The organism is Novosphingobium sp. (assembly GCF_039595395.1).
GTDB lineage: Bacteria > Pseudomonadota > Alphaproteobacteria > Sphingomonadales > Sphingomonadaceae > Novosphingobium.
Window position 1 is genome coordinate 603445 of the sequence record NZ_JBCNLP010000001.1, and the last position, 21635, is coordinate 625079.

A 21635-nucleotide genomic window follows, 5' to 3' on the forward strand; every position below is an offset into this window, starting at 1 on the left:
CGCTAATGCGAGCGCCTCGCAACTGCAAGTGATTGTTGCGAGTGATTCGCTCTTTTTGTGGATGTGCCATAGCGATAGTGGCCCCTGCGCAACACCGAAGGGCGCAGGCAGAGGCCGGACAAACGAAAACCGGGGGCGTTGCCACCCCCGGTTTCGGACCTTGTTAAAGCGTTGATCCGGAGGGGATCAGGCGTTTTCGGTCACCTTCTCCGGCGCGGAGGTCCGGATCAGGTGGTCGAAGGCCGACAGCGAAGCCTTGGCGCCTTCGCCCACCGCGATCACGATCTGCTTGTACGGCACCGTGGTCACGTCGCCGGCGGCGAAGACGCCGGGCAGCGAGGTCTCGCCACGGGCGTCGACGATGATCTCGCCACGCGGCGACAGCTCGACGGTGCCCTTGAGCCACTCGGTGTTGGGCAGCAGGCCGATCTGCACGAAGATGCCTTCCAGCTCGATCGACTTGAACTCCTCGGAGTTGCGGTCCTTGTAGACCAGGCCGGTGACCTTCTGGCCGTCGCCCTTCACTTCGCTGGTCAGGGCGCTGGTGATCACCTCGACGTTCGGCAGGCTGTAGAGCTTGCGTTGCAGCACGGCATCGGCGCGCAGCTTGCTGTCGAACTCCAGCAGGGTCACATGGGCGACGATGCCGGCCAGGTCGATGGCCGCCTCGACGCCGGAGTTGCCGCCGCCGATCACCGCCACGCGCTTGCCCTTGAACAGCGGGCCGTCGCAGTGCGGGCAGTAGGCCACGCCCTTGGCCTTGTATTCCTGCTCGCCGGGCACGTTCATTTCGCGCCAGCGGGCGCCGGTGGCGAGGATCAGGGTCTTGGCCTTGAGGGTGCCGCCGCTCTCCAGCTGCACCTCGTGCAACTCGCCGGCGTTCTTCGCCGGAACCAGCTTGTCGGCGCGCTGCAGGTTCATGATGTCGACGTCGTAGTCCTTGACGTGCTCTTCCAGCGCCCTGGCCAGCTTCGGGCCTTCGGTCTCCTGCACCGAGATGAAGTTCTCGATGGCCATGGTGTCCAGCACCTGGCCGCCGAAGCGCTCGGCGGCGACGCCGGTGCGGATGCCCTTGCGCGCGGCGTAGATCGCCGCCGCGGCGCCGGCCGGGCCACCGCCGACCACCAGCACGTCGAAGGCGTCCTTGCGGGCGGTCAGCTTCTCGGCGTCGCGGGCGGCGGCGCCGGTGTCGATCTTGGCGAGGATTTCTTCCACGCCCATGCGGCCCTGGCCGAACACTTCGCCGTTCAGGTAGATGCTCGGCACCGACATGATCTGGCGCGCCTCGACCTCATCCTGGAACAGCGCGCCGTCGATGGCGACGTGACGGATGTTCGGGTTGAGCACGGCCATCAGGTTCAGCGCCTGGACCACGTCCGGGCAGTTCTGGCAGGACAGCGAGAAGTAGGTTTCGAACTCGAAGGTGCCCTCGATGCCCTTGACCTGCTCGATCACGTCCGCGTCGAGCTTGGAGGGGTGGCCGCCGACCTGCAGCAGGGCCAGCACCAGCGAGGTGAATTCGTGGCCCATGGGGATACCGGCGAAGCGCACCGTGGCATGGCGGGCCGAGGCGCGGGTGATGCTGAAGGAGGGCACGCGGGCATCCTCGCCATCGAAGCTGGCCGTGACCTTGTCCGACAGAGCAGCGATTTCGTTGAGCAACTCGCGGGTCTGGGCCGACTTGGCATCGTCGCCCACCGTGGCGACAAGCTCGATCGGCTCGCGCAGCATGGCGAGGTATTGCTTGAGCTGGGCGGTCAGGGCGGCGTCGAGCATAGTCTGGTCCTTCGGAATGAATAAGGGGGTAAAGTGTTAAAAGCAGGGGGTGTTACACCCCCTGCACCCCCGGAACGTCTTCCGGCGAGAGGGGAATGAATGGGGCGTCGTCGCGTTCCGAACGCCCTGATGTGCAATATGTGTCGTGCCTCCGGCGGTGAGATCGGGCGCAGCGGCGCCGCACAATCTGCCTTCGCATCGGGAGACGTATCGGGAGCGCGAGGGGATAATCCCCTCGCACTGACCCTTTTTAACTTCGAAAACTTAGATCTTGCCGACCAGATCGATCGACGGAGCCAGCGTTTCCGAACCTTCTTCCCACTTGGCGGGGCACACCTGGCCGGGGTGCTCCTGCCAGTACTTGGCGGCCTTGATCTTGCGCACCAGCTCGGCGGCGTTGCGGCCCACGCCCTCGGGGGTCACTTCGACCAGCTGCACCACGCCCTCGGGGTCGGTGACGAAGGTGCCGCGGTCGGCCAGGCCAACGCCTTCGCGCAGGTTGCCGAACTGCTTGGTCAGGTCATGGTTCTGGTCGCCGACCAGATAGTACTGGATGGTGCCGATGGCGGGCGAGGTGTCGGCCCAGGCCTTGTGGCTGAAGTGGGTGTCGGTCGACACGCCATACACTTCCACGCCCATGCCCTTCAGCGTGGCATACTCGTTCTGGAGGTCTTCCAGCTCGGTGGGGCACACGAAGGTGAAGTCGGCGGGGTAGAAGAAGAAGACAGACCACTTGCCCTTGATGTCGGCATCGGTGACGTCAACGAAAGCGCCTTCCTTGTAGGCCGTGGCGGTGAAGGGCTGAATCGAATAGCCGATAAGCGACATGGGGTAACTCCTTGGTCGTTTGGTGTTGAACTGCTTGAAGGCGAGATAGGGGCTCACACCGCAGATGCGAAGTGGGCATTCCCGATTAATCAGAACAGGATTGCCGATCAGTGGTTCTAATCGGACGAGGCGATTATGTGATGGTAGTATGACAGGAAGGAGAATGCGAGGGCCATCGCCCTCGCGCTCCCTTTAATGTCCACGTTGCGCGTAACCTATCGGTTCGGCACGGATTCATGGCGCCGCAGGCTTTCAAATCGCCAGCACAGCGTGCCGTTCAGGGCATACCTGCCTACGGCGCAGGTGGAGAGATGAGGCGTTTCGCTTCGGTGCCACTACCGTCTCGCCGGAAGACGTTCCGGGAGCGCGAGGGGGTAACCCCCTCGCATCTTTCTTTTCTTACCGCCCTGTCTGCCCGCGATGCAGCAACTTGTGATCGGCCAGCACCAGAGCCATCATCGCCTCGACAACAGGTACACCGCGAATGCCGACGCAGGGGTCGTGACGGCCCTTGGTGAAGAGTTCTGTGGCCTCGCCCTCGCGGGTGATGGTGGGCATCGGGGTCAGAATGCTGCTGGTCGGCTTGAAAGCGACGCGCACCACCACCGGCTGGCCGGTGGAGATGCCGCCCGCGATCCCGCCCGCATGGTTGGCGGAGAAACGCGGGCCTTCATTGCCGGGGTACATGGGGTCGGCGTTCTGCTCACCGGTCAGGCGGGCGGCGGCGAAACCGTCGCCGATTTCCACGCCCTTGGTGGCGTTGATGGTCATCATCGCGGCGGCGAGGTCGGAATCCAGCTTGGCATAGATCGGCGCGCCCCAACCGGCAGGCACGCCGGTGGCCGTGCATTCCACCACCGCGCCCACCGAGGAACCGGCCTTGCGCGCGTCATCCACGATCTTTTCCCAGCGCTGCGCGGCGGCTGCGTCAGGGCAGAAGAACGGGTTGGCGCGGATCTGGTCGGCGTCGAAATTGGCCGGATCGATGGCATCGCCGCCGATTTCCGAGACATAGGCCAGGATCGTCACCTCTGGGATCGCCAGACGCGCCACGCCGCCGGCGGCCACGCGCGCCGCCGTCTCGCGCGCCGATGAGCGCCCGCCGCCGCGATAGTCGCGGAAGCCATATTTGGCGTCATAGGTGTAATCGGCGTGGCCGGGGCGATAGGATTTGGCGACCTCGGAATAATCCTTGGAGCGCTGATCGGTGTTCTCGATCATCAGGCTGATCGGGGTGCCGGTGGTCTTGCCCTCGAACACGCCCGAGAGGATGCGCACCTGATCGGGCTCCTGCCGCTGGGTGGTGAACTTGCTCTGGCCGGGGCGGCGGGCGTCGAGGAAGGGCTGGATCATGCTCTCGTCGATCGCCAGACCCGGAGGGCAGCCATCGACCACGGCGCCAAGGGCAGGCCCGTGGCTCTCGCCCCAGGTGGTGAATCGGAAGATGCGGCCAAAGGTGTTCCAGCTCATGGGGTTTGCCTTTGGCGCCGTTGTTCGCAAAAGTCCACCGTCGCGGGCTTGGAATAAAGCTGCGCGGGCGATAGGGTGGCGGCCATGTATATGAATGTCTTCCGCAGCCGTAAGCGCGATGGGTATGATGCCGAAGCCTATGCCGAGGATGCCGCGCGCATGGGCGAACTGGCGCAGGCTCAGCCGGGCTTCGTCGATTACAAGAGCTTTGCCGCCCCCGATGGCGAGACGGTGACGATCTCGGTCTGGGAGAGCACGCAGGCGGCCAAGGCCTGGGCGCGTCATCCGGAGCATCTTGAGGCGCAGGCGCGCGGACGCGACGACTATTACGCCGAGTTCACGATGTATGCGGCCGACGATGCGCGGGTGCGGCGCTTTCCCTAAGGTGGGTCGTGATTTGCCCACAGGCTGATGAAAAGCACTGGCAATCACGGGCAAGCGCTGCTAACCGCATGGCCAGCGCAAGCATCCATAGCTCAGCTGGATAGAGTACTGCCCTCCGAAGGCAGGGGTCGCAGGTTCGAATCCTGCTGGATGCGCCATTTTCCTGACAGCTTTGACGATTTGCCGCGGATGCTGGTCTGCGCTAGGGGCTTGCCGCAATTGCAGGCAAAGGAGCAGCCCCGTGTCGATCATTCTCTATGGCATTCCCAATTGCGACACGGTGAAAAAGGCCCGTACCTGGCTGACGGCCAAGGGCGTGGATTATGCCTTCCACGATTACAAGAAAGCCGGGGCCGATGAAGCGCAGATCGCGCGCTGGGCTCAGGCGGTGGGCTGGGAAAAGGTGCTGAACCGCGCCGGCACCACCTTCAAGAAGCTGCCCGAGGATCAGAAGGCCGATCTGGACGAGGCCAAGGCCGTGGCGATCATGGCCGCCAACCCCAGCGCCATCAAGCGCCCCATCGTGGAGAAGGACGGCAAGGTCGTCGCGGTGGGCTTCAAGGAGCCCGAGTGGGCCGGGATTTTCTGATTGGACAATGCGCCAGGGCGCATTGTCAGCGCGGCACCAGCCCGCTCCCCCGGCCCAGCCGCCCACAGCATACCACGATGGTTGGCTGGTCCGGGGAAGCGGGCTGATGCCGCAAATCCGGCTGTCGTCGGTTTGCAAACCTATTGCAGCGCCCGCTGCTCGATCAGCTTGAGGTAACGCATCCGCTCGGCGGGCAGCACCAGCATCTGCAATTGGGGCGAGCCGCCGGGCAGCAGATGGCAGTCGCCCGGCTCCACCTGAGGGCCGGTGGTGCCGATCAGCGCGGGCAGGGGCTTGATGACCTCGAAGGTCAGCACATAGTCCAGCGTGGCCTTGAAATCGCTGCGGATGGCGAGGGAATCGCGGGCCTGCCGCATCGTATCGACCCGCTGGAAGGTGCCCCAGCCGCCGGGCCGCAGTGAGCCATCGGGCAGCACCTGACCTTTGGCGACGGCCATCTGGAAGCGTGTGCCCACCGACAGCAGCATCACCTCGGGCGGCAGGCCATCGGGCCATGGCGAGGGCAAGGGGCTGTCGGCCAGATCGTGGAACACCGCCGCCGCCCGCGCCGGATCGGCATAGCGCCAGCCCTGCGCCTGAGCCCATGCCTTGCCCGCCGGGCTCTCCAGCGTATCGCAGCCTGCGACGGGGCCCGGTCCGACCTGCGCCAGCGCCGGAGACGGCGCCAGCAAAGACGCCGGAGCCGGGACCAGCGCCAGCAGTGCCGCCAGCAGGCCCGCCCGCATCAGCCGCGCTTCGCGGTGAGGATATAGTTCAGGCTCATATCATCCGAGAGATGCAGGCCTTTGAGCGGCGAGAACGCGATGCCCATCGGCTGGCCCACCTGAAAACCGGCATCCTGCAGCAGGATCGCCAGTTCGGGCGGAGTGATGAAATCGTCCCAGTGATGCGTGCCGCGCGGCACCATGCCGATGCGCTCCGCCGCTTCGATCAGCAGCAGGCGCGAGGCCGCCGTGCGGTTGGGGGTGGAGAGGATCATCAGCCCGTCATCGGCCAGCGTCTCGGCCAGAGCGGCGATAAAGGCGGCTTTGTCGGCGACATGCTCGATCACCTCCATGCTGGTGACCAGATCGAAACCGCGCAGCCCCAGCGAGGACAATTCGCCATGGTGATAGGTGATCGGCAGGCCGCTGCCCGCCGCATGCTCGCGCGCCGCCGCGATGTTTTCCGCCGCCGCATCCACGCCGGTCATCGCCGCGCCGAGGCGGGCCAGCGGCTCGCACAGCAGGCCCGCGCCGCAGCCGACATCGAGCGCCGTCTTGCCTGCCAGGGGCTTCACGCTGCGCGAATCACCCTTCCAGTGCGAATCGATGGAATCGCGGATAAAACCCAGCCGCACCGGATTGAGCCGGTGAAGCATCGCCGAGGAACCCTTTGGATTCCACCATTCCGCCGCCAGCTTTCCGAAATGGTCAGCCTCGGCCTTGCGAATTGTATCAATGTTGCCTGTTGCGTTGCTCATGATCCCTTTCTAAAGCGCCGCGTCCGCTCCCGGCAAGCAGGGGCGGCATGTTTCTTCAAGGCAAGTTACGCCAGCCAGTTGATAGGGAGCCTGTTTGTGGCCCGCATCGTGATGAAATTCGGTGGCACCTCCATGGCCGGGACCGAGCGTATTCGGCGCGTGGCGGGCATCGTCAAACGCCAGCAGGAAGCCGGGCATGAGGTGGCGGTGGTCGTCTCGGCCATGGCGGGCGAGACCGACCGTCTCGTCAACTTCAGCCGCGAGGCCCATGCGCTTTACGACCCGGCCGAATACGACGTCGTCGTCGCCAGCGGTGAGCAGGTGACCAGCGGCCTTCTGGCCATGACGCTGCAGGCCATGGGCTGCAAGGCGCGTTCGTGGCTCGGCTGGCAGATGCCGATCCTGACCGACGACGCCCATGCCAAGGCCCGCATCCAGACCATCGAGTCCGAAGCGCTGCTGGCCAGCATGGCTTCGGGCGAGATCGCTGTCATCCCCGGTTTCCAGGGCGTGACCGAAGGCGGGCGCATCACCACGCTGGGCCGTGGCGGTTCGGACACCTCCGCCGTGGCCGTGGCCGCTGGCATCAAGGCCGACCGCTGCGACATCTACACCGATGTCGACGGCGTCTACACCACCGATCCGCGCATTGTGGCCAAGGCCCGCAAGCTCAAGAACGTCACCTATGAGGAGATGCTGGAACTGGCCAGCGTCGGCTCCAAGGTTTTGCAGACGCGCTGCGTCGCGCTCGCCATGAAAGAAAATGTGCGGGTGCAGGTGCTCTCGTCCTTTATCGATGAAAACGCGCCCGCCGCAGACACGCTGCCGGGCACCATGATTGTTTCCGACGAGGAACTGGAAGGTTTGGACATGGAACGCCAGCTGATCACCGGCATCGCCGCCGACAAGAACGAAGCCAAGGTCATCCTGACCGCCGTGCCGGACCGTCCGGGCGCCGTGGCGACCATCTTCACGCCGCTGGCCGAGGCCAACATCAACGTCGACATGATCATCCAGAATGTCGGCCGCGAGGACACCGACACCGACGTCACCTTCACCGTGCCCCAGGCCGATCTGGACCGCACGCAGGCCGTGCTGGAAGCCAACCGCGAGGTCATCGGCTATCAGAAGCTGACGACCGACCCCAAGGTGGCCAAGGTCTCGGTGGTGGGCGTGGGCATGCGCAGCCACGCGGGCGTGGCCGCCACCATGTTCAAGTCGCTGGCCGATCGCGGGATCAACATTCAGGCGATTTCCACCAGCGAGATCAAGGTCTCGGTGGTGATCGACGCCGACGAGGTCGAGCTGGCCGTGCGTCTGCTGCACACCGCCTACGGTCTGGACGGCTAAAGCGCTCTGACGTTTCGGCGTTGTTAAAAACCCCTCGGCAGGCACAAGTTCGCTTGCCGAGGGGTTTTTGCGTCCGGGTGCCCTGCGAGAGCGGTGTGGAACTTGGCGCTCCCTCGGGCATAGTGCTTTCATATCAGCTTGAAAGGTGCTCCAGATGGTGAAGCTGCAATCCTCCAATCCCCGGTCCTTGCGCATGGCGGCCATGGCGCTGGGCGCGCTGGTGTCTGTCACGGGGGGGAGCCTGATCGCGAACGCCCGGCAAACCACCAGCGAACCCGTTGTCCAGAAGACGGACAAGGCGCCCAAGCCCGTCACCAAGGATGATCCCAACGCCCAGCAGGTGGCCGAAACCCCGCTGACCGACCTCAATGTGAAAAAGGGCGAGATTCCGGCGGTTTTGCTGCGCGCCCAGCAGAATCCCTACAGCATGGCCGGGATGAAGGGCTGCCCTGCGATCACCAATGCGGTGTCGCAGCTCAACGCCGTGCTGGGCGACGATGTGGACGTCAGCAAGGCGAAGAAGCGCAATGTTGGCGCGGGCCATGTGGCGCAGACGGTGGTGGGCTCGTTCATCCCCTTCCGCGGGATTATCCGCGAGGTCTCCGGCGCCAGCTCGGAAGAGCGCAAGCTGCAGGCGGCCATCGCGGCGGGCATGGCGCGGCGCGGGTTCCTGAAGGGCGTGGGGATGACGAAGGGATGTCGTTATCCGGGGCGGCCGGCTTAAGGTTTCGGTTTGGGGATTATGCCTCCGGCGGGCAAAGGGCCATCGCCCTTTGCAATCCCTTTTTTCTGCCTTTGCGCTGCGGGTTCAGCGTTGGGTGTTGGGCGCGATGCTGATGTTATAAGCCGCTTCGCGGGAGGCGAAAGGGCTGGATCAGGGTTTGCTGCCCTCATTATCGTGATCGAAAAGTTCTCCCTGGTTGCCTTCATCGGCATCGCCGATCTCCTGGCGGACCTGGATCATCTGAACGGCTCTGGCTTTTGCCGGATCAAAAACGGCAAAGCTGGAGTCCAGCGCAGAGCCAAAGCCGCCTCCATGCTTTTTGCCCCGCTGCTTGCGTTTGCTACGAGCAATGATGAAAGGCAGGGCAAGCCACAAAGGCAAAGCGATGGCCAGTGCGATCAACCATTCCATCAGCTTTCTCCAGCGGGACAGATTTCATTTAAAACGCTGTCTTTGCCGCGCCGCAGGCAATTCTAACATAGGCGGCACAGCCAATTCAGCGCAACGCCGAACCCGAGGCGCACGGTAGACATTCATGGGAGCGCGAGGGTGTAACACCCTCGCACCTTCCCTTCCTCCCTGAACTCAAAAACCAAAAACCCGCCCCCGGTGGTCCATCCGGAGGCGGGCTCTTGTGCGACCCTCAGGGCTATGTGGATCAGTCCGCCAGTTCAGGATCAGTCGGCACTTCACTCGGCACCGGCAGGCCCAGGGCCTTGGCCACGCCCGCGCCATAGGCGGGGTCGCAGCGCAGGCAGTTGGCGATATGGCGCGCCTTGATGAAGTCCGGCGCGTCGCCCATGCCGCGTGCGGTGTTCTCGAAGAGCACCTGCTGCTGCGCGGGGGTCATCAACTGGAACAGGGCGCGCGGCTGGCTGAAGTAGTCGCTGTCATCCTCGCGAAAGTCCCAGAAGTCGGCGTTGCCGTCGATCTTCATGGGGGGCTCGCGATAGTCGCTCTGCGATTCCCACTGGTGGAAGCTGTTGGGCTGATAATGGATGGTGCTGCCGTAATTGCCATCGACGCGCATATAACCGTCGCGGTGGTTCGAATGCACCGGGCAGCGCGCGGCGTTCACCGGGATCTGGTGGTGGTTCACGCCCAGGCGGTAGCGCTGCGCATCGGCGTAGGCGAACAGGCGCGCCTGCAGCATCTTGTCCGGCGAGAAGCCGATGCCGGGCACCAGGTTGCTGGGCGCGAAGGCGGCCTGCTCGACCTCGGCGAAGTAGTTGTCGGGGTTGCGGTTCAGCTCGAACTCGCCCACCTCGATCAGCGGGTACTGCGCCTTGGGCCAGACCTTGGTCAGGTCGAAGGGGTGGAAGCGGTAGGTGGCCGCTTCCTTCTCGGGCATGATCTGCACGAACATCTTCCAGCGGGGGAAGTCGCCGCGCTCGATGGCGTCATACAGGTCGCGCTGGTGGCTCTCGCGGTCGCCCGCTACCGTTTCGGCGGCCTCGGCGTTGGTCAGGTTCTCGATGCCCTGCTGGGTCTTGAAGTGGAACTTGACCCAGAAGCGCTCGTTGTCGGCATTGATGAAGCTGTAGGTGTGGCTGCCGAAGCCATGCATGTGGCGGTACGCGGCGCCGGGATGCCGCGGTCGCTCATCACGATGGTCACCTGATGCAGGGCCTCGGGCAGCAGGGTCCAGAAATCCCAGTTGTTGGTGGCGCTGCGCAGGTTGGTGCGCGGGTCGCGCTTCACCGCGTGGTTGAGGTCGGGGAACTTGCAGCGGGTCGCGCAGGAAGAACACCGGGGTGTTGTTGCCGACCAGGTCCCAGTTGCCTTCCTCGGTGTAGAACTTCAGCGCGAAGCCGCGGATGTCGCGCTCGGCATCGGCCGCGCCGCGCTCGCCGGCCACGGTGGAGAAGCGCGCGAACATCTCGGTCTGCTTGCCGACCTCGCCGAGAAGATCTTGGCGCGGGTGTAGGGGGTGATGTCGTGCGTGACGGTGAAGGTGCCGTAGGCGCCCGAGCCCTTGGCGTGCATGCGGCGCTCGGGGATCACTTCGCGGTCGAAGTGGGCCAGCTTCTCCAGCAGCCACACGTCCTGCAGCAGCAGCGGGCCGCGCGGGCCGGCGGTCTGGACGTTCTGGTTGTCCACCACCGGCGCGCCGAAGGCGGTGGTCAGCGGCGTGGTGCCGGGGGCGGCGCTGCCATGGGCAACGGGGCATTTTCCGGTGGGGGTATCGGAATCGGACATGGGTGGGCCTCCTCAAAACTTTCTGACCGAATGCGTGCCTTGCTAGCGCGGCATGTGCGTGTCGCAAAAACGGTAAAGCATGTCACACTGATCGAACTCTTGGATAATACGGATTTGTGACCATATTGCCGAGCCATACCGGGGTATAGCACAGGCGATATACGGCGGATTGCCGTTTTCTTACGTCCGCTTTATAGGCGGCCCCCAAGAATCCTTAAGGTATGAGAAACTGGTGACGGACAAGACCAAGGCGCTGATGGCACGGGGCGCCGCATTCCTGGGCAGCGAGCATGCCATTCTGTGCGGGGCGATGAGCTGGGTTTCGGAGCGCAACCTCGTTGCGGCCATCAGCAATGCTGGCGGCTTCGGCGTGATCGCTTGCGGCGCCATGACTCCCGAGCTGCTCGATGCGGAGATCGCCGCCACCGCCGCACTGACGGGCAAGCCCTTCGGTGTGAACCTCATCACCATGCACCCCAAGCTCTTCGAGCTGATCGAGGTCTGCGCGAAGCACAAGGTGACCCATGTGGTGCTGGCCGGCGGCCTGCCCCCCAAGGGCAGCCTTGAGGCCATCAAGGAGATCGGCGCCAAGGTGATCTGCTTTGCCCCCACGCTGGCGCTGGGCAAGAAGCTGCTGCGCAGCGGCGCCGACGCTCTGGTGATCGAGGGCCATGAGGCTGGCGGCCATATCGGCCCGGTTTCGACCAGCGTCCTCGCTCAGGAAATCCTGCCCGAGCTGGCCGCCGACAACATCGTGTTCGTGGCGGGCGGCATCGGTCGCGGCGAGGCGATTGCCTCCTATCTGGAAATGGGCGCCTCGGGCGTGCAGCTCGGCACGCGCTTTGCCGCGGCCACCGAGAGCATCGCTCACCCCGATTTCAAGAAGGCCTTCTTCCGTGGTCATGCGCGTGACGCCATGCCTTCGGTGCAGGTCGATGCCCGCCTGCCGGTGATCCCCGTGCGCGCCCTGAAGAACAAGGGCACCGAGGAGTTCACCGCCAAGCAGCGCGAAGTCGCCGCCAAGCTGGACGCGGGCGAGGTGGACATGCACGAAGCCCAGCTCATGATTGAGCGCTTCTGGGCCGGTGCCCTGCGCCGCGCCGTGATCGATGGCGATGTGGAGAGCGGCTCTTTGATGGCGGGCCAGTCGGTGGGCATGGTCACCAAGGAAGAGCCTGTCCTGGACATTATCACCCAGTTGATGGGTGAGTGTGAGGCGGCTCTCAAGGGGCGGTAAGAAGGTTTGAAGAGGTAAGTGCGAGGGCCGTCGCCCTCGCGCTCCCTTTAATGTCTGCGACAGTGCTTTGGGTTCGGCCTTGCGCCCAGCTTGCAGCGCCGCAGGCTTGAAAACGATAGAAGGCGCCGGGGCTTCCTGCCTGCGGCGCCTTTTCGTTGCGCAGGTGGAGAGCCGAGGCACGACGAAGCGGTGCCACTGCCAGTTCGTCGGAAGACGTCATGGGAGCGCGAGGGGGTAACCCCCTCGCACCTTCCTTTCCCTCCCTTGAAATTCCTGAATAGCCGAACCCTTCACAATATGCTTCATTCCGCCGCGCACAGAGGGGGTGCATGAGCAGGAGGTCCAAATCATGTGCGATGATTTCACCGTTGTGGAGGAAGACGCGGCCCTGAAGGCCATGGGCGTCTCGCGCCGCGATTTTGCGGGTCTGGCGGCGGGTGCGGGCCTTGCCACCATCGCGGCGAGCCCGGCCTATGCGGCGGCGGGCGTGGTCGAGAAGGCGGTCAGCATCCCCACGGGCGATGGGCAGTGCGATGGCTTCCTCTATCACCCGGCTACGGGCACGCATCCCGGCATCATCGTCTGGCCGGATATTGCGGGCCTGCGCGACGCTTATAAGCTGTGGGCCAAGCGGCTGGCGGGTGAGGGCTACAGCGTGCTGGTGGTCAATCACTACTACCGCACGGCGAAAGCCCCTCTGCTGGCGACGATGGCCGAGTGGCGCACCCCGGCTGGCGCGGAAAAGCTGAAGCCCGCCATCGCGGCGCTTAATCCGGCGCTGATCACCAAGGATGCCGCCGCATTCGTGGCCTTCCTCGACAAGCAGCCCTCGGTCAGCAAGACGCGCGGGCTGGGCGCGGCGGGGCACTGCATGACGGGCAGCTATACGGTGCGCGCGGCGGCGGTGGCGCCGGGTCGCGTGAAGGCCTGCGCCTCGCTGCATGGCGGCGGGCTGGTGGACGACAAGCCCGATGGCGTGATCGCTTTGATCCCCAAGACGAAGGCCAGCTTCCTGTTCGCCATCGCCCAGAACGACGATGCACGCGCGCCCGGTGACAAGGATGCGCTGAAGAAGGCCTGCGCCGCCGCAGGCCGCCCGGCGGAGGTGGAGGTTTTCCACGCCGACCACGGCTGGACCACGCTGGACGCCCCCAGCTACAACAAAGAAGAGGCCGAGCGCGCCTGGACCCGCATGACCGCGCTCTTCGCCAAGCTGTAAGGACCGATGCGCCCCTGCTCCACCCTTGCGGGCGGGCGGGGGCGTTTCCATATGGGGGCCTGGCTTCCCAAGGAGTTCCCCCGCGATGTCCGATCTTCCCGCCGATCCCCAGACGCTGACCGATGCGCAGTGGCGTGAGCGGCTGACCCCCATGCAGTACCATGTGCTGCGCGAGGCGGGCACGGAACGCGCCTTCACCGGCGAGTACGATCACCTCTTTGCCGAGGGCGAGTATGTCTGCGCGGGCTGCGGGGCGCCGCTCTTCACCTCGGAGGACAAGTTCAATTCGGGCTGCGGCTGGCCGGCCTATTCGGCGCCTCAGGCCGAGGAAGCGATCACCGAATATCGCGATGTCAGCCACGGCATGGTCCGCACCGAAGTGCGCTGCGCCCGCTGCGACGGCCATCTGGGCCATGTCTTCCCCGATGGCCCCGGACCCACGGGCCTGCGCTATTGCATCAACAGCGCCGCGCTGGATTTTGAGCCCGAAGTTAAGGGCTAAGAGACTGTTTGGAAATTCGGCGAAGCCGAATTTGCGGCACCAGCCCACTCCCCCGCCCGGCCACCCACAGGATACGACCGATGGGTGGCCGGGCGGGGGAGAGGGCTGGTACCGCGCTGAAAATGCGCTTTTGCGCATTTTCCAAACGGGCTCTAAGCCTAGGTTCAGGCGGTTTTTGGCAGATTTAGCGGGGGCAGGGGTTAACCTTGCCCCTTTGATAGCCTAGTAGGGCGCGAAAGCTGCGGACTCGCGCCCTGCCTGTCCGCCGATGGGATGTAATTTCACGCAATGGCAAGACGCGATATCCGGCGCCAGGCAGGACAAGGTTCAGGTGACGGCCCCCCTCGCGGAGGCTCCCCGAAAGCAGGGCGTTCCAAACGGAGTATCTGGGTGAAAATCTTGGTGTGGCTGGCCGCTCTGGGCGCGCTGGCATGTTCGCTTGTCTTTGGCATCGTCTATTTCGAAGCCCAGAGCCTGCCCAGCCTCGAGGCGCTGAAATCCAGCCAGAACGGCCAGACGATTCTGGTGCGCGCGCGCGACGGATCGCAACTGGTCGTCATCGGCCCCTCCTATGGCCAGTGGCTGGACTATGACCGTATTCCCTCGGTGATGAAGGACGCCATCGTCTCCACCGAGGACCGCCGCTTCCGCGACCATATCGGCATCGATCCCATCGGCATGATGCGTTCGGCCGCCGTCAACGTGAAGAGCGGCCACCGCCGTCAGGGCGCCTCGACCATCACGCAGCAGCTGGCGCGCAACATCTTCCTCAACAATGACCGCACCTTCAGCCGGAAGATCAAGGAGATCTTCATCGCCATGGCGCTGGAGTGGAAGTTCTCCAAGGACCAGATCCTCGAACTCTACCTCAACAAGGTCTATTTCGGCGGCGGCGCTTACGGCGTGGATGCGGCCAGCCGCAAGTTCTTCAACCACCCCGGCACCCAGCTCAGCCTGCCCGAGGCCGCGATCATCGCGGGCCTTGTGAAGGCCCCCAGCCATTACTCGCCCACCGCTGACGCTCAGGCCGCCGTCGACCGCGCCAGCGTGGTGCTCGATGTGATGGAGGATGCCGGATCGATCACCCCGTCCGAGCATGCCGCCGTGCATCTCGACAAGGTGAAGATGGCCGCCGAGCCCGCGCAGAACTCGGTGCGTTACTTCACCGACTGGGCGCTGCCCCAGCTCGACACGCTGATCGGCACCGACAACACCGAGCCGGTGGAAGTCTGGACCACGCTCGACCCGAAAATGCAGTCCGCCGCCACCGCCGCCGTCGCCGCCAACGCTCCCAAGGGCGCGCAGGGCGCGCTGGTGTCGCTGGACCGCGACGGCAGCGTGCTGGCGATGGTCGGCGGCACCGATTACGTCACCAGCAACTACAACCGCGCCACGCAGGCCATGCGCCAGCCCGGTTCGGCGTGGAAGCTGTTCGTGTACCTCGCCGCGCTGGAATCCGGCGTGAAGCCGGACGATCCGATCAACGACGAGCCCGTCACCATCGACGGCTGGACGCCGCATAACGACGCCGGTCGCTACGCCGGCCAGATCGATATCCGCACCGCCTTCGCCTATTCCAAGAACACCGTCGCTGCCCAGCTCGGCCAGAAGGTGGGCTTCGATCAGGTGGCGGCCATGGCGCGCCGCTTCGGCATCACCACCTCCATCGCCACCAACCCCTCGATGGTGCTGGGCACCAACGAGGTCCGCCTGATCGAGATGGCCCGCGCCTTCTCCGAAATACAGGCGCATGGCTCCTCGGTGACGCCCTATGGCATCGTCAAGGTCGTGACCTCCAGCGGGCGGGTGCTCTATCAGCATCCCCAGCCGCAGGGCCAGACGCTGGTCGCGCCCTTCGTCGCCGCCGGGATGACCGACCTGATGCAGACCGCCGTCAACATCGGCACCGGCCGCGCGGCCCAGATCGGGCGCCCGGTCGCGGGCAAGACCGGCACCACCTCCTCGAACAAGGACGGCTGGTTCATGGGCTTCTCCAGCGGGATCACCACCGGCGTGTGGATGGGCCGCGACGATGCTCACCCTGTCCCCGGCCTGCAGGGCGGCACCGCCCCGGCGCGGGCATGGGCGCAGTATATGCGCACCGCCGTCGCCGGTCGCCCCGCCGAGCCCTTCGACACCCAGCTGAAACTGCCCGAATGGCAGCTCGAGCCCGACGATCAGGCCGGTATGGGTGATCCCAACGCCTATTTCTCGCCCGACGATCAGGGCAATCTGGTCGGCCCCAACGGGCAGCCCCTGCCGCCGCAGCAGTCGCCTCAGCCGGGCGCCGGGGATGCGGACCAGCAGCAGCCCGTGCCCGAGGCGCCGCTTGTGCAGCAGCCACAGCCGGTGCCGGCGGCTCCCAAGAAGAAGCCGACGGCTCAGCCTGGGTTCGGGATTTATTAAAGGGGTTTGAAGGGGGAAAGTGCGAGGGTGTTACACCCTCGCGCTCCCTTTAATGTCCGCGTTGCGCTTCGGGTTCGGCCATAGGTCTAAGGTCGCTGCGCCGCGGGCTTTAAACGATAGAGGGCGCCGGGGCTTCCTGCCTGCGGCGCCTTTTCCTTGCGCGGTGGAGAGTTCACGCACCACGACCGGGCGCCACTGCCCATGCGTCGGAAGACGTCATGGGAGCGCGAGGGCCCGGAGCATGTCTCTTGAGACATGCGACCAACAAAGACTCCCCCCTCGCATCTTCCTTTTCCCTTCTGCCTTCAAGAATCGCACAAACAAAAAAGCCCCCGCCAACCGGCGAGGGCTCTTCTGCAATGCCAGGAAATCAATCAGCGCAGGCGGATCGGCACGTACTGCGCGGGCTGGCCGCGGTGGATCACCTGCAGCAGCAGCGCCGGGCGGTTCGAGGCCTGTGCCGCGCGGATGGCGGCTTCCAGCTCGGCCACGGTGTTGACCGGCTGATAGCCTGCCGAGGTCACCACGTCCCCGCGCGACAGGCCCTTGGCGCCCGCGTCCGAGTTGGGGTCGACGAAGCCGATCACCACGCCCTTGGTGTTTTCTGCAACGCCCACGGCGCGGGCGATCGGCGGCGTCAGCGGCTGCACGGAGAGGCCGATGGCCTTTTCGGTCAGGCCGCTGGTGGCTGGGGCCTTGGGGTTGGCGCCCTTCTTGAAGGGGTTGTCACCGCCGGCATTGTCGGGGTCGAAGACCTGCTGGGCCAGTTCTTCCTCGCTCGGGCGGGTGGCGACGGTGACCTGGAGGGTCATCGGCTTGCCGTTGCGAATGATGTCGATCGGGATGCGCTTGCCGGGCTCGGTGTTGGCCACAAGGTAGGACAGCGACTGGCGCGGGCTGACTTCCTGCCCGTTGACGCGCAGCACGACGTCGCCAGCCAGCAGGCCGCCCAGTGCCGCGGCCTTGCCGGGTTCGACGAGCTGAATGAACTCGCCCTTGTTGTGGGGCACGCCCAGCGAGTCGGCGAGGTCATCATTCAGCGGCTGGATGCGCACGCCGAGGTAGCCGCGCGCGATGGTCTTGCCGTGGATCAGCTTATCGACGATGGGCGAGGCGATGTCGGAGGGGATGGCCAGGCCGATGCCGACCGAGCCGCCGGTGGGCGACAGGATGGCGCGGTTGATGCCGATCACCTGGCCCTTCATGTCGAACATCGGGCCGCCCGAGTTGCCCTGATTGATCGCCGCATCGGTCTGGATGTAGCGGTCATAGGCGCTGCCCGAGCCGGTGTTGCGCAGCACGGCCGAAACGATACCGGCGGTGACGGTGCCGCCCAGGCCGAAGGGGTTGCCGATGGCGATCACCCAGTCGCCCACGCGGGCCGCGCCGCTGTCGCCGAACTTGACGAAGGGCAGGGGCTTGGGGGTGGTGATCTTCAGCACGGCGAGGTCGGACTGGGAGTCCTTGCCGATCAGCTTGGCGGGATATTCGTTGCCGTCGGTGAGGGTAACGCTGATCGATTCGACCTCGCCCTGGCCCTCGGCGGTGATGACGTGGTTGTTGGTGACGATGTAGCCATCCGCCGACACGATGAAGCCCGAGCCGAGCGACTGGGCTTCGCGGGTCTGGCCACCGCCGCCGCTATCGCCCTGGCCGCCGAACATGCCCTCGAAGGGGGTGCCGGCCAGCGGGTTGTCATTCTGCACCTTCACCTTCTGGCGGGTGGAGATGTTGACCACAGCGGGCTGCAACTGAGCGGTCAGGTCGGCGAAGCTGGCGGGCGCGCCGGCGCGGGGCGCCATGGCGGATATTTTCTGGGCATCGTTCTGCGCGACCTGCGCACCGGCGGGGAAACCCGAAACGAGCGAGAATGTGGCGCCACCCAGCAGCAGGGCGCTGGTCAATCCATAAGCATATCGCACGTGGCTCGGTCCTCTTTCTGATGTCGGCGCATGCTGCCCCGGCCGGGGCGCAAGGCGCAAGAGCAATTCAACAGGTTAACTGGCGGATGGGCGTCAGGTTTCGGCCAAATCTCACCTTTTTGCCCTGAATGAAGTTTGAATGGTTCATCTTTGCGGGGGTTCTGGCGGGTTTGGTCTAAGCTGTTTGGGTAAATGACTTATTTGGCTTTTCCGCCTCCCTGGGCTGGGGTAGCTTTGCCGCCGCCCCGGAATTGGCGCAGATAATCATTGTCGGGCGTCAGCACGATGGTGGTCCCCGACTTGATCTGCGGATTGGCCATGGTCGCCTCATAGCTCTTCATGGCGCGGTAGAAATCGTAGAAGCCCGGATCCTTGCCGAAGGAGGCGGCATAGGTCTGGGCGGCGCGGGCCTCGGCGTCGGCCTCGATGATCTGGGCCTGCTTCTGGCCGTCGGCGCGGATGGCGGTGGCCTCCTGCTCGCGGGCGGATTCCATATTGGCGAAGGCGCGTTCCAGCGCGGTGCCCTCGGGCAGGTCGGCGCGCTTGATCCGCACATCGATCACCTGCACGCCATATTGCCGCGCCTCGCGGTCGAACTGCTGGCGGATCTGGGCCAGCACCGCGCCGCGCTCGGCGGTCAGCAGCGTCTGGAAGGTGTGCGAGGCCAGCCCCCGGCGCAGCCGCGAGTTGAGGATCGGCTGAAGCTGTTCTTTCAGCCGGTCCATCGTGCCCGCCGTGCTGACCATCAGCACCGGATCAATCACGCGGTAAAGCGCGAAGGCATCGACCTCCAGCCGCTGCTGATCGGAGGAGATGACGAGCTGGCGGTCCATCTCGATCGGCTGGATGCGCTTGTCGACGCGCACCAGCGTTTCGAAGAAGGGGATGCGCGGATAGAGGCCCGCGCCGGTCTGGCCGAAATCCTGATTGGGCTTGAACTTGTTGATGACCGAGACCGGGGCGCCATTGCGCAGCACCACCGCCTGCTCGGTCTCATCCACCTCGACCACGCTGAGCAGCGCCACCACGGCGGCCACGGCCACCACGCTGAGCGTCAGCCTGTGCTCTTGCCAGAAGGTGCCGATCATTGGGCGCCTCCGATCTGGGGCTGGGGCTGAGGCAGGGCGTTGCCATCGGGCACGGCTTCGGCGCGGCGGCGCAGTTCGGGCAGCGGCAGATAGGTGGTGGGGCCGTTGGGCAGGATCACCTTGTCGTTCTGCGAGAGCACGCGGTCCATCGTCTCGTAATACATGCGGCGGCGAGTCACCTCGGGCGCGGCCTTGTACTGGGTGTAGACGCGGTCGAAGGCGGCGGCCTCACCCTCGGCGCGGGCGATGGTCTGCTGGGCATAGCCGCGCGCCTGCTGGATGTAGCGGCTGCGGTCCTGCTGGGCTGCCTGCACCTTCTGGAAGGCCTCGTTCACCTTGCTTGGCGGATCGGCCTTTTTGAGGTCCACGCCCTGAATCAGCACGCCCGCGTGATAGGCATCGAGCACCGCCTGCATGCGCTGCTGGACATGGGCACCGATTTCGGCGCTGGCGGCGCCGCCCATCACGTCGTTGAGCTTCACCTCGGCGATGCTGGCGCGCATCGCGGCCTCGGCCACTTCGGTGACGGTACCTTCGGGGTCTTTCAACTGGAAGGAATAGAGCTTCAGGTCGCGGATGCTCCAGCGCACGACATAGGAGATGTTGACCAGGCTCTGGTCGCTGGTGAGCATCAGATTTTCCGCCTCGCCATTGGGGACGGAAAGCTGCTTGATGGTGGTGACATCGCGCACCTCCACCTGCTGGAAGGGCCAGGGCAGCGTCCAATTGAAGCCGGGCTGCAGGGTCTTGGAATATTGCCCGAAGGTGGTGACCACCCCCTGCTCGTGCAGGCCGAGCGCATGCACGCTGGAGAGCATCACCCCCAGCGCTAGCGATCCGCCGATGATGCTGGGCCACCAGCTCTTGCCGTTATGGCGTGGGGGCAGGCGCAGCAGATGGCTCAGGTCCGGCGGGGGAGCGCCATCCTTGCCGCCGTCTTTTCCGTCCTTGCCGTTGCCGGACTTGTTGCCGTTGCCACCGCGGCGCTGGCGGAAGATCTCCTCGATCCCCGGCGCGCGGCGTGGCGGCGGTGCCTCGGGCGCCCATGGGTTGCGTGGGGGCTCTCCGGCGCGGGGCGGGGCAGGGTCGCCGTCACCTGCGGCGGGAGGAGGCGTGGATGCGCCATCCTCGGGCGAGGGCGTGTTGTCCCCGCCCTCTGGCGTGTGGTTGGCCAGCAGGGGCGGGGCTGCCATGTGCCCCGGCCTGAGACGGTCGATCCATTCACCCAAAAGCTTCATGAACACATCTATAGGACGCCTTTCGCGCAAGAACAGGGGACAAGCGCGGGTATTGCGGAAATTCATCCTGTGCCATGGCGGAAAGGCTGCCGGAGCATTTTGAGAAGGGGCATAAAATGCCGCTTCGGCTCGAAAATGCGACCCACAAAGAGAAAGAGCCTTTTCGCTTCTGGCGAAAAGGCTCTAGGGCCTAGGCAATCCCCTATGTTCCGATGCCTGAAAGACTTCTGCCCATGACCTCGCCCGACATGCTCAAGCAGCATTTGCCTGAAACTCTGGCGCAGCGGGTGCAATCCGCGCGGCTGGTCGAGGGCGTGGCGACGCTGGTGCTGGACGGCGCCGGGCTGGACCAGCCCGGTCGCGAGCAGGCCGAACACGCCATCCGCACGGCGCTGGCAGGGGTGGAAGGCGTGAGCGAAGTGCGCGTCGGCATCATGGCCGACCGCCCCACCGAGGCGCCCAAACCCAAGGGGCCGATCATCATTTCCGTCGGCGCTGGCAAGGGTGGCGTCGGCAAATCGACGCTCTCGGCCAATCTGGCGGTGGCGCTGGCGCGGCAGGGCTTGAAGGTCGGGCTGGTCGATGCCGATATCCACGGCCCCAGCCAGCCGCGCCTGTTGGGCACCGAAGGCATCAAGCCCGAGGCCGCCGACAGCAAGATGTTTCCGATCCCTACGGCGTTCGGTATCCGCGCCCTGTCGATGGGCAATCTGATCGAGCCGGGCAAGGCCATCGCCTGGCGCGGATCGATGGCGGCGGGCGCGCTGGGCCAGATGGTCGACGCGCATTGGGGTGATACCCAGGTGCTGATCATCGATCTGCCGCCGGGCACCGGCGATGTGCAGCTCACCATGGTGCAGAAGCACAAGCCGGCGGGCGCGATCATCGTCTCCACGCCTCAGGATCTGGCGCTGATGGATGCGGCGCGGGCGATTCAGCTTTTTGACACGGTGGGCGTGCCGGTGATCGGTCTGGTCGAGAATATGGCCGGTTATATCTGCCCCCATTGCGGCGAGGAATCCGACCCCTTCGGCCATGGCGGCGCGGAGACTGCCGCGCGGGAGATGGGCCTGCCTTTCCTGGGCCGCGTGCCGCTCGATCTGTCGATCCGCGTGGACAGCGATGCGGGCAGGCCGCCTGCCGCCGGTGACACGCTGCAGGGCAAGGCCTTTGCCGCGATTGCCGCCAAGCTGGCCGCCTGGCTCAAGGCGCACGCCTGA

Annotated in this window: 20 protein-coding genes and 1 tRNA gene; 10 read left to right on the top strand and 11 right to left on the bottom strand. The window is 65.2% G+C overall.

Annotated elements, in window-relative coordinates:
- Positions 1 to 186: 186 nt before the first annotated feature.
- From ahpF to aroC, 3 genes are all read right to left on the bottom strand, one after another.
- The gene (gene ahpF / locus ABDW49_RS02835) at positions 187 to 1776 is read right to left on the bottom strand and encodes an alkyl hydroperoxide reductase subunit F (RefSeq protein ID WP_343609570.1); all 1590 of its coding nucleotides are present in this window, start codon (positions 1774 to 1776) and stop codon (positions 187 to 189) included.
- 264 nt (positions 1777 to 2040) lie between these two features.
- Positions 2041 to 2604, bottom strand: a complete 564-nt coding sequence (gene ahpC / locus ABDW49_RS02840) for an alkyl hydroperoxide reductase subunit C (protein ID WP_068090476.1) — start codon at positions 2602 to 2604, stop codon at positions 2041 to 2043.
- 399 nt (positions 2605 to 3003) lie between these two features.
- Entirely contained in the window at positions 3004 to 4074 is a 1071-nt protein-coding gene (gene aroC / locus ABDW49_RS02845) for a chorismate synthase (protein WP_343609573.1), read from the bottom strand.
- A gap of 84 nt (positions 4075 to 4158) precedes the next feature.
- On the opposite strand from aroC, the gene ABDW49_RS02850 reads away from it, so the two are divergent.
- From ABDW49_RS02850 to ABDW49_RS02860, 3 genes are all read left to right on the top strand, one after another.
- On the top strand, positions 4159 to 4458 hold the full coding sequence (locus tag ABDW49_RS02850) for an antibiotic biosynthesis monooxygenase (RefSeq protein WP_343609575.1): 300 nt from the start codon (positions 4159 to 4161) through the stop codon (positions 4456 to 4458).
- 81 nt (positions 4459 to 4539) lie between these two features.
- Positions 4540 to 4616 (top strand) — tRNA-Arg (locus ABDW49_RS02855).
- 83 nt (positions 4617 to 4699) lie between these two features.
- Positions 4700 to 5047: an arsenate reductase gene (locus ABDW49_RS02860; RefSeq protein ID WP_343609576.1), complete on the top strand. Its 348-nt coding sequence runs from the start codon at positions 4700 to 4702 to the stop codon at positions 5045 to 5047.
- 140 nt (positions 5048 to 5187) lie between these two features.
- Here the strand turns inward: ABDW49_RS02860 and ABDW49_RS02865 are convergent, their stop codons facing one another.
- Both ABDW49_RS02865 and ubiG read right to left on the bottom strand, forming a co-directional pair.
- Positions 5188 to 5793 carry a hypothetical protein gene (locus ABDW49_RS02865; RefSeq protein WP_343609577.1) on the bottom strand — a complete coding sequence of 202 codons (606 nt, stop codon included), beginning with the start codon at positions 5791 to 5793 and terminating at the stop codon, positions 5188 to 5190.
- Positions 5793 to 6530: a bifunctional 2-polyprenyl-6-hydroxyphenol methylase/3-demethylubiquinol 3-O-methyltransferase UbiG gene (gene ubiG, locus ABDW49_RS02870; protein ID WP_343609579.1), complete on the bottom strand. Its 738-nt coding sequence runs from the start codon at positions 6528 to 6530 to the stop codon at positions 5793 to 5795. Before ubiG ends, ABDW49_RS02865 begins: the two co-directional genes overlap by 1 nt.
- A gap of 111 nt (positions 6531 to 6641) precedes the next feature.
- Here ubiG and ABDW49_RS02875 point away from each other — a divergent pair, with 111 nt between their 5' ends.
- Complete coding sequence (locus tag ABDW49_RS02875; RefSeq protein WP_343614103.1) at positions 6642 to 7880, top strand: aspartate kinase; 1239 nt, start codon at positions 6642 to 6644, stop codon at positions 7878 to 7880.
- 154 nt (positions 7881 to 8034) lie between these two features.
- The gene (locus ABDW49_RS02880) at positions 8035 to 8604 is read left to right on the top strand and encodes a hypothetical protein (RefSeq protein WP_343609581.1); all 570 of its coding nucleotides are present in this window, start codon (positions 8035 to 8037) and stop codon (positions 8602 to 8604) included.
- A 150-nt stretch (positions 8605 to 8754) separates the two neighbouring features.
- Here ABDW49_RS02880 and ABDW49_RS02885 read toward each other — a convergent pair whose 3' ends face one another.
- The 3 genes from ABDW49_RS02885 to ABDW49_RS02895 form a co-directional block, all read right to left on the bottom strand.
- The gene (locus ABDW49_RS02885; RefSeq protein ID WP_343609582.1) at positions 8755 to 9015 is read right to left on the bottom strand and encodes a hypothetical protein; all 261 of its coding nucleotides are present in this window, start codon (positions 9013 to 9015) and stop codon (positions 8755 to 8757) included.
- 247 nt (positions 9016 to 9262) lie between these two features.
- Entirely contained in the window at positions 9263 to 10483 is a 1221-nt protein-coding gene (locus ABDW49_RS02890) for a catalase (RefSeq protein WP_343609583.1), read from the bottom strand.
- Entirely contained in the window at positions 10405 to 10803 is a 399-nt protein-coding gene (locus ABDW49_RS02895) for a catalase (RefSeq protein ID WP_343609585.1), read from the bottom strand. The genes ABDW49_RS02890 and ABDW49_RS02895 overlap by 79 nt, the downstream gene beginning before the upstream one ends.
- Before the next feature lie 256 nt (positions 10804 to 11059).
- Here ABDW49_RS02895 and ABDW49_RS02900 point away from each other — a divergent pair, with 256 nt between their 5' ends.
- From ABDW49_RS02900 to ABDW49_RS02915, 4 genes are all read left to right on the top strand, one after another.
- Entirely contained in the window at positions 11060 to 12040 is a 981-nt protein-coding gene (locus ABDW49_RS02900; RefSeq protein WP_343614105.1) for a nitronate monooxygenase, read from the top strand.
- A 349-nt stretch (positions 12041 to 12389) separates the two neighbouring features.
- A complete protein-coding gene (locus ABDW49_RS02905) occupies positions 12390 to 13259 on the top strand; it encodes a dienelactone hydrolase family protein (RefSeq protein ID WP_343609586.1) in 870 nt (289 codons plus the stop codon).
- Positions 13260 to 13344: 85 nt separating this feature from the next.
- Complete coding sequence (gene msrB / locus ABDW49_RS02910; RefSeq protein ID WP_343609588.1) at positions 13345 to 13761, top strand: peptide-methionine (R)-S-oxide reductase MsrB; 417 nt, start codon at positions 13345 to 13347, stop codon at positions 13759 to 13761.
- A 288-nt stretch (positions 13762 to 14049) separates the two neighbouring features.
- Positions 14050 to 16167, top strand: a complete 2118-nt coding sequence (locus ABDW49_RS02915) for a PBP1A family penicillin-binding protein (protein WP_343609590.1) — start codon at positions 14050 to 14052, stop codon at positions 16165 to 16167.
- Positions 16168 to 16541: 374 nt separating this feature from the next.
- Here the strand turns inward: ABDW49_RS02915 and ABDW49_RS02920 are convergent, their stop codons facing one another.
- From ABDW49_RS02920 to ABDW49_RS02930, 3 genes are all read right to left on the bottom strand, one after another.
- Positions 16542 to 18089: a Do family serine endopeptidase gene (locus tag ABDW49_RS02920; protein ID WP_343609591.1), complete on the bottom strand. Its 1548-nt coding sequence runs from the start codon at positions 18087 to 18089 to the stop codon at positions 16542 to 16544.
- 197 nt (positions 18090 to 18286) lie between these two features.
- A complete protein-coding gene (locus ABDW49_RS02925) occupies positions 18287 to 19177 on the bottom strand; it encodes a protease modulator HflC (protein WP_343609592.1) in 891 nt (296 codons plus the stop codon).
- Positions 19174 to 20370, bottom strand: a complete 1197-nt coding sequence (locus tag ABDW49_RS02930; protein WP_343609593.1) for a protease modulator HflK — start codon at positions 20368 to 20370, stop codon at positions 19174 to 19176. Before ABDW49_RS02930 ends, ABDW49_RS02925 begins: the two co-directional genes overlap by 4 nt.
- 278 nt (positions 20371 to 20648) lie before the next feature.
- Here ABDW49_RS02930 and ABDW49_RS02935 point away from each other — a divergent pair, with 278 nt between their 5' ends.
- A complete protein-coding gene (locus ABDW49_RS02935; protein ID WP_343609594.1) occupies positions 20649 to 21635 on the top strand; it encodes an Mrp/NBP35 family ATP-binding protein in 987 nt (328 codons plus the stop codon).

Coding starts and splice junctions, on each gene's coding strand:
- ahpF (WP_343609570.1), bottom strand. CDS start 1,776: ATGCTCGACGCCGCCCTGACCGCCCAGCTCAAGCAATACCTCGCCATG.
- ahpC (WP_068090476.1), bottom strand. CDS start 2,604: ATGTCGCTTATCGGCTATTCGATTCAGCCCTTCACCGCCACGGCCTAC.
- aroC (WP_343609573.1), bottom strand. CDS start 4,074: ATGAGCTGGAACACCTTTGGCCGCATCTTCCGATTCACCACCTGGGGC.
- ABDW49_RS02850 (WP_343609575.1), top strand. CDS start 4,159: ATGTATATGAATGTCTTCCGCAGCCGTAAGCGCGATGGGTATGATGCC.
- ABDW49_RS02865 (WP_343609577.1), bottom strand. CDS start 5,793: ATGCGGGCGGGCCTGCTGGCGGCACTGCTGGCGCTGGTCCCGGCTCCG.
- ubiG (WP_343609579.1), bottom strand. CDS start 6,530: ATGAGCAACGCAACAGGCAACATTGATACAATTCGCAAGGCCGAGGCT.
- ABDW49_RS02875 (WP_343614103.1), top strand. CDS start 6,642: ATGAAATTCGGTGGCACCTCCATGGCCGGGACCGAGCGTATTCGGCGC.
- ABDW49_RS02880 (WP_343609581.1), top strand. CDS start 8,035: ATGGTGAAGCTGCAATCCTCCAATCCCCGGTCCTTGCGCATGGCGGCC.
- ABDW49_RS02885 (WP_343609582.1), bottom strand. CDS start 9,015: ATGGAATGGTTGATCGCACTGGCCATCGCTTTGCCTTTGTGGCTTGCC.
- ABDW49_RS02890 (WP_343609583.1), bottom strand. CDS start 10,483: ATGTTCGCGCGCTTCTCCACCGTGGCCGGCGAGCGCGGCGCGGCCGAT.
- ABDW49_RS02895 (WP_343609585.1), bottom strand. CDS start 10,803: ATGTCCGATTCCGATACCCCCACCGGAAAATGCCCCGTTGCCCATGGC.
- ABDW49_RS02900 (WP_343614105.1), top strand. CDS start 11,060: ATGGCACGGGGCGCCGCATTCCTGGGCAGCGAGCATGCCATTCTGTGC.
- ABDW49_RS02905 (WP_343609586.1), top strand. CDS start 12,390: ATGTGCGATGATTTCACCGTTGTGGAGGAAGACGCGGCCCTGAAGGCC.
- msrB (WP_343609588.1), top strand. CDS start 13,345: ATGTCCGATCTTCCCGCCGATCCCCAGACGCTGACCGATGCGCAGTGG.
- ABDW49_RS02915 (WP_343609590.1), top strand. CDS start 14,050: ATGGCAAGACGCGATATCCGGCGCCAGGCAGGACAAGGTTCAGGTGAC.
- ABDW49_RS02925 (WP_343609592.1), bottom strand. CDS start 19,177: ATGATCGGCACCTTCTGGCAAGAGCACAGGCTGACGCTCAGCGTGGTG.
- ABDW49_RS02930 (WP_343609593.1), bottom strand. CDS start 20,370: ATGGCAGCCCCGCCCCTGCTGGCCAACCACACGCCAGAGGGCGGGGAC.
- ABDW49_RS02935 (WP_343609594.1), top strand. CDS start 20,649: ATGACCTCGCCCGACATGCTCAAGCAGCATTTGCCTGAAACTCTGGCG.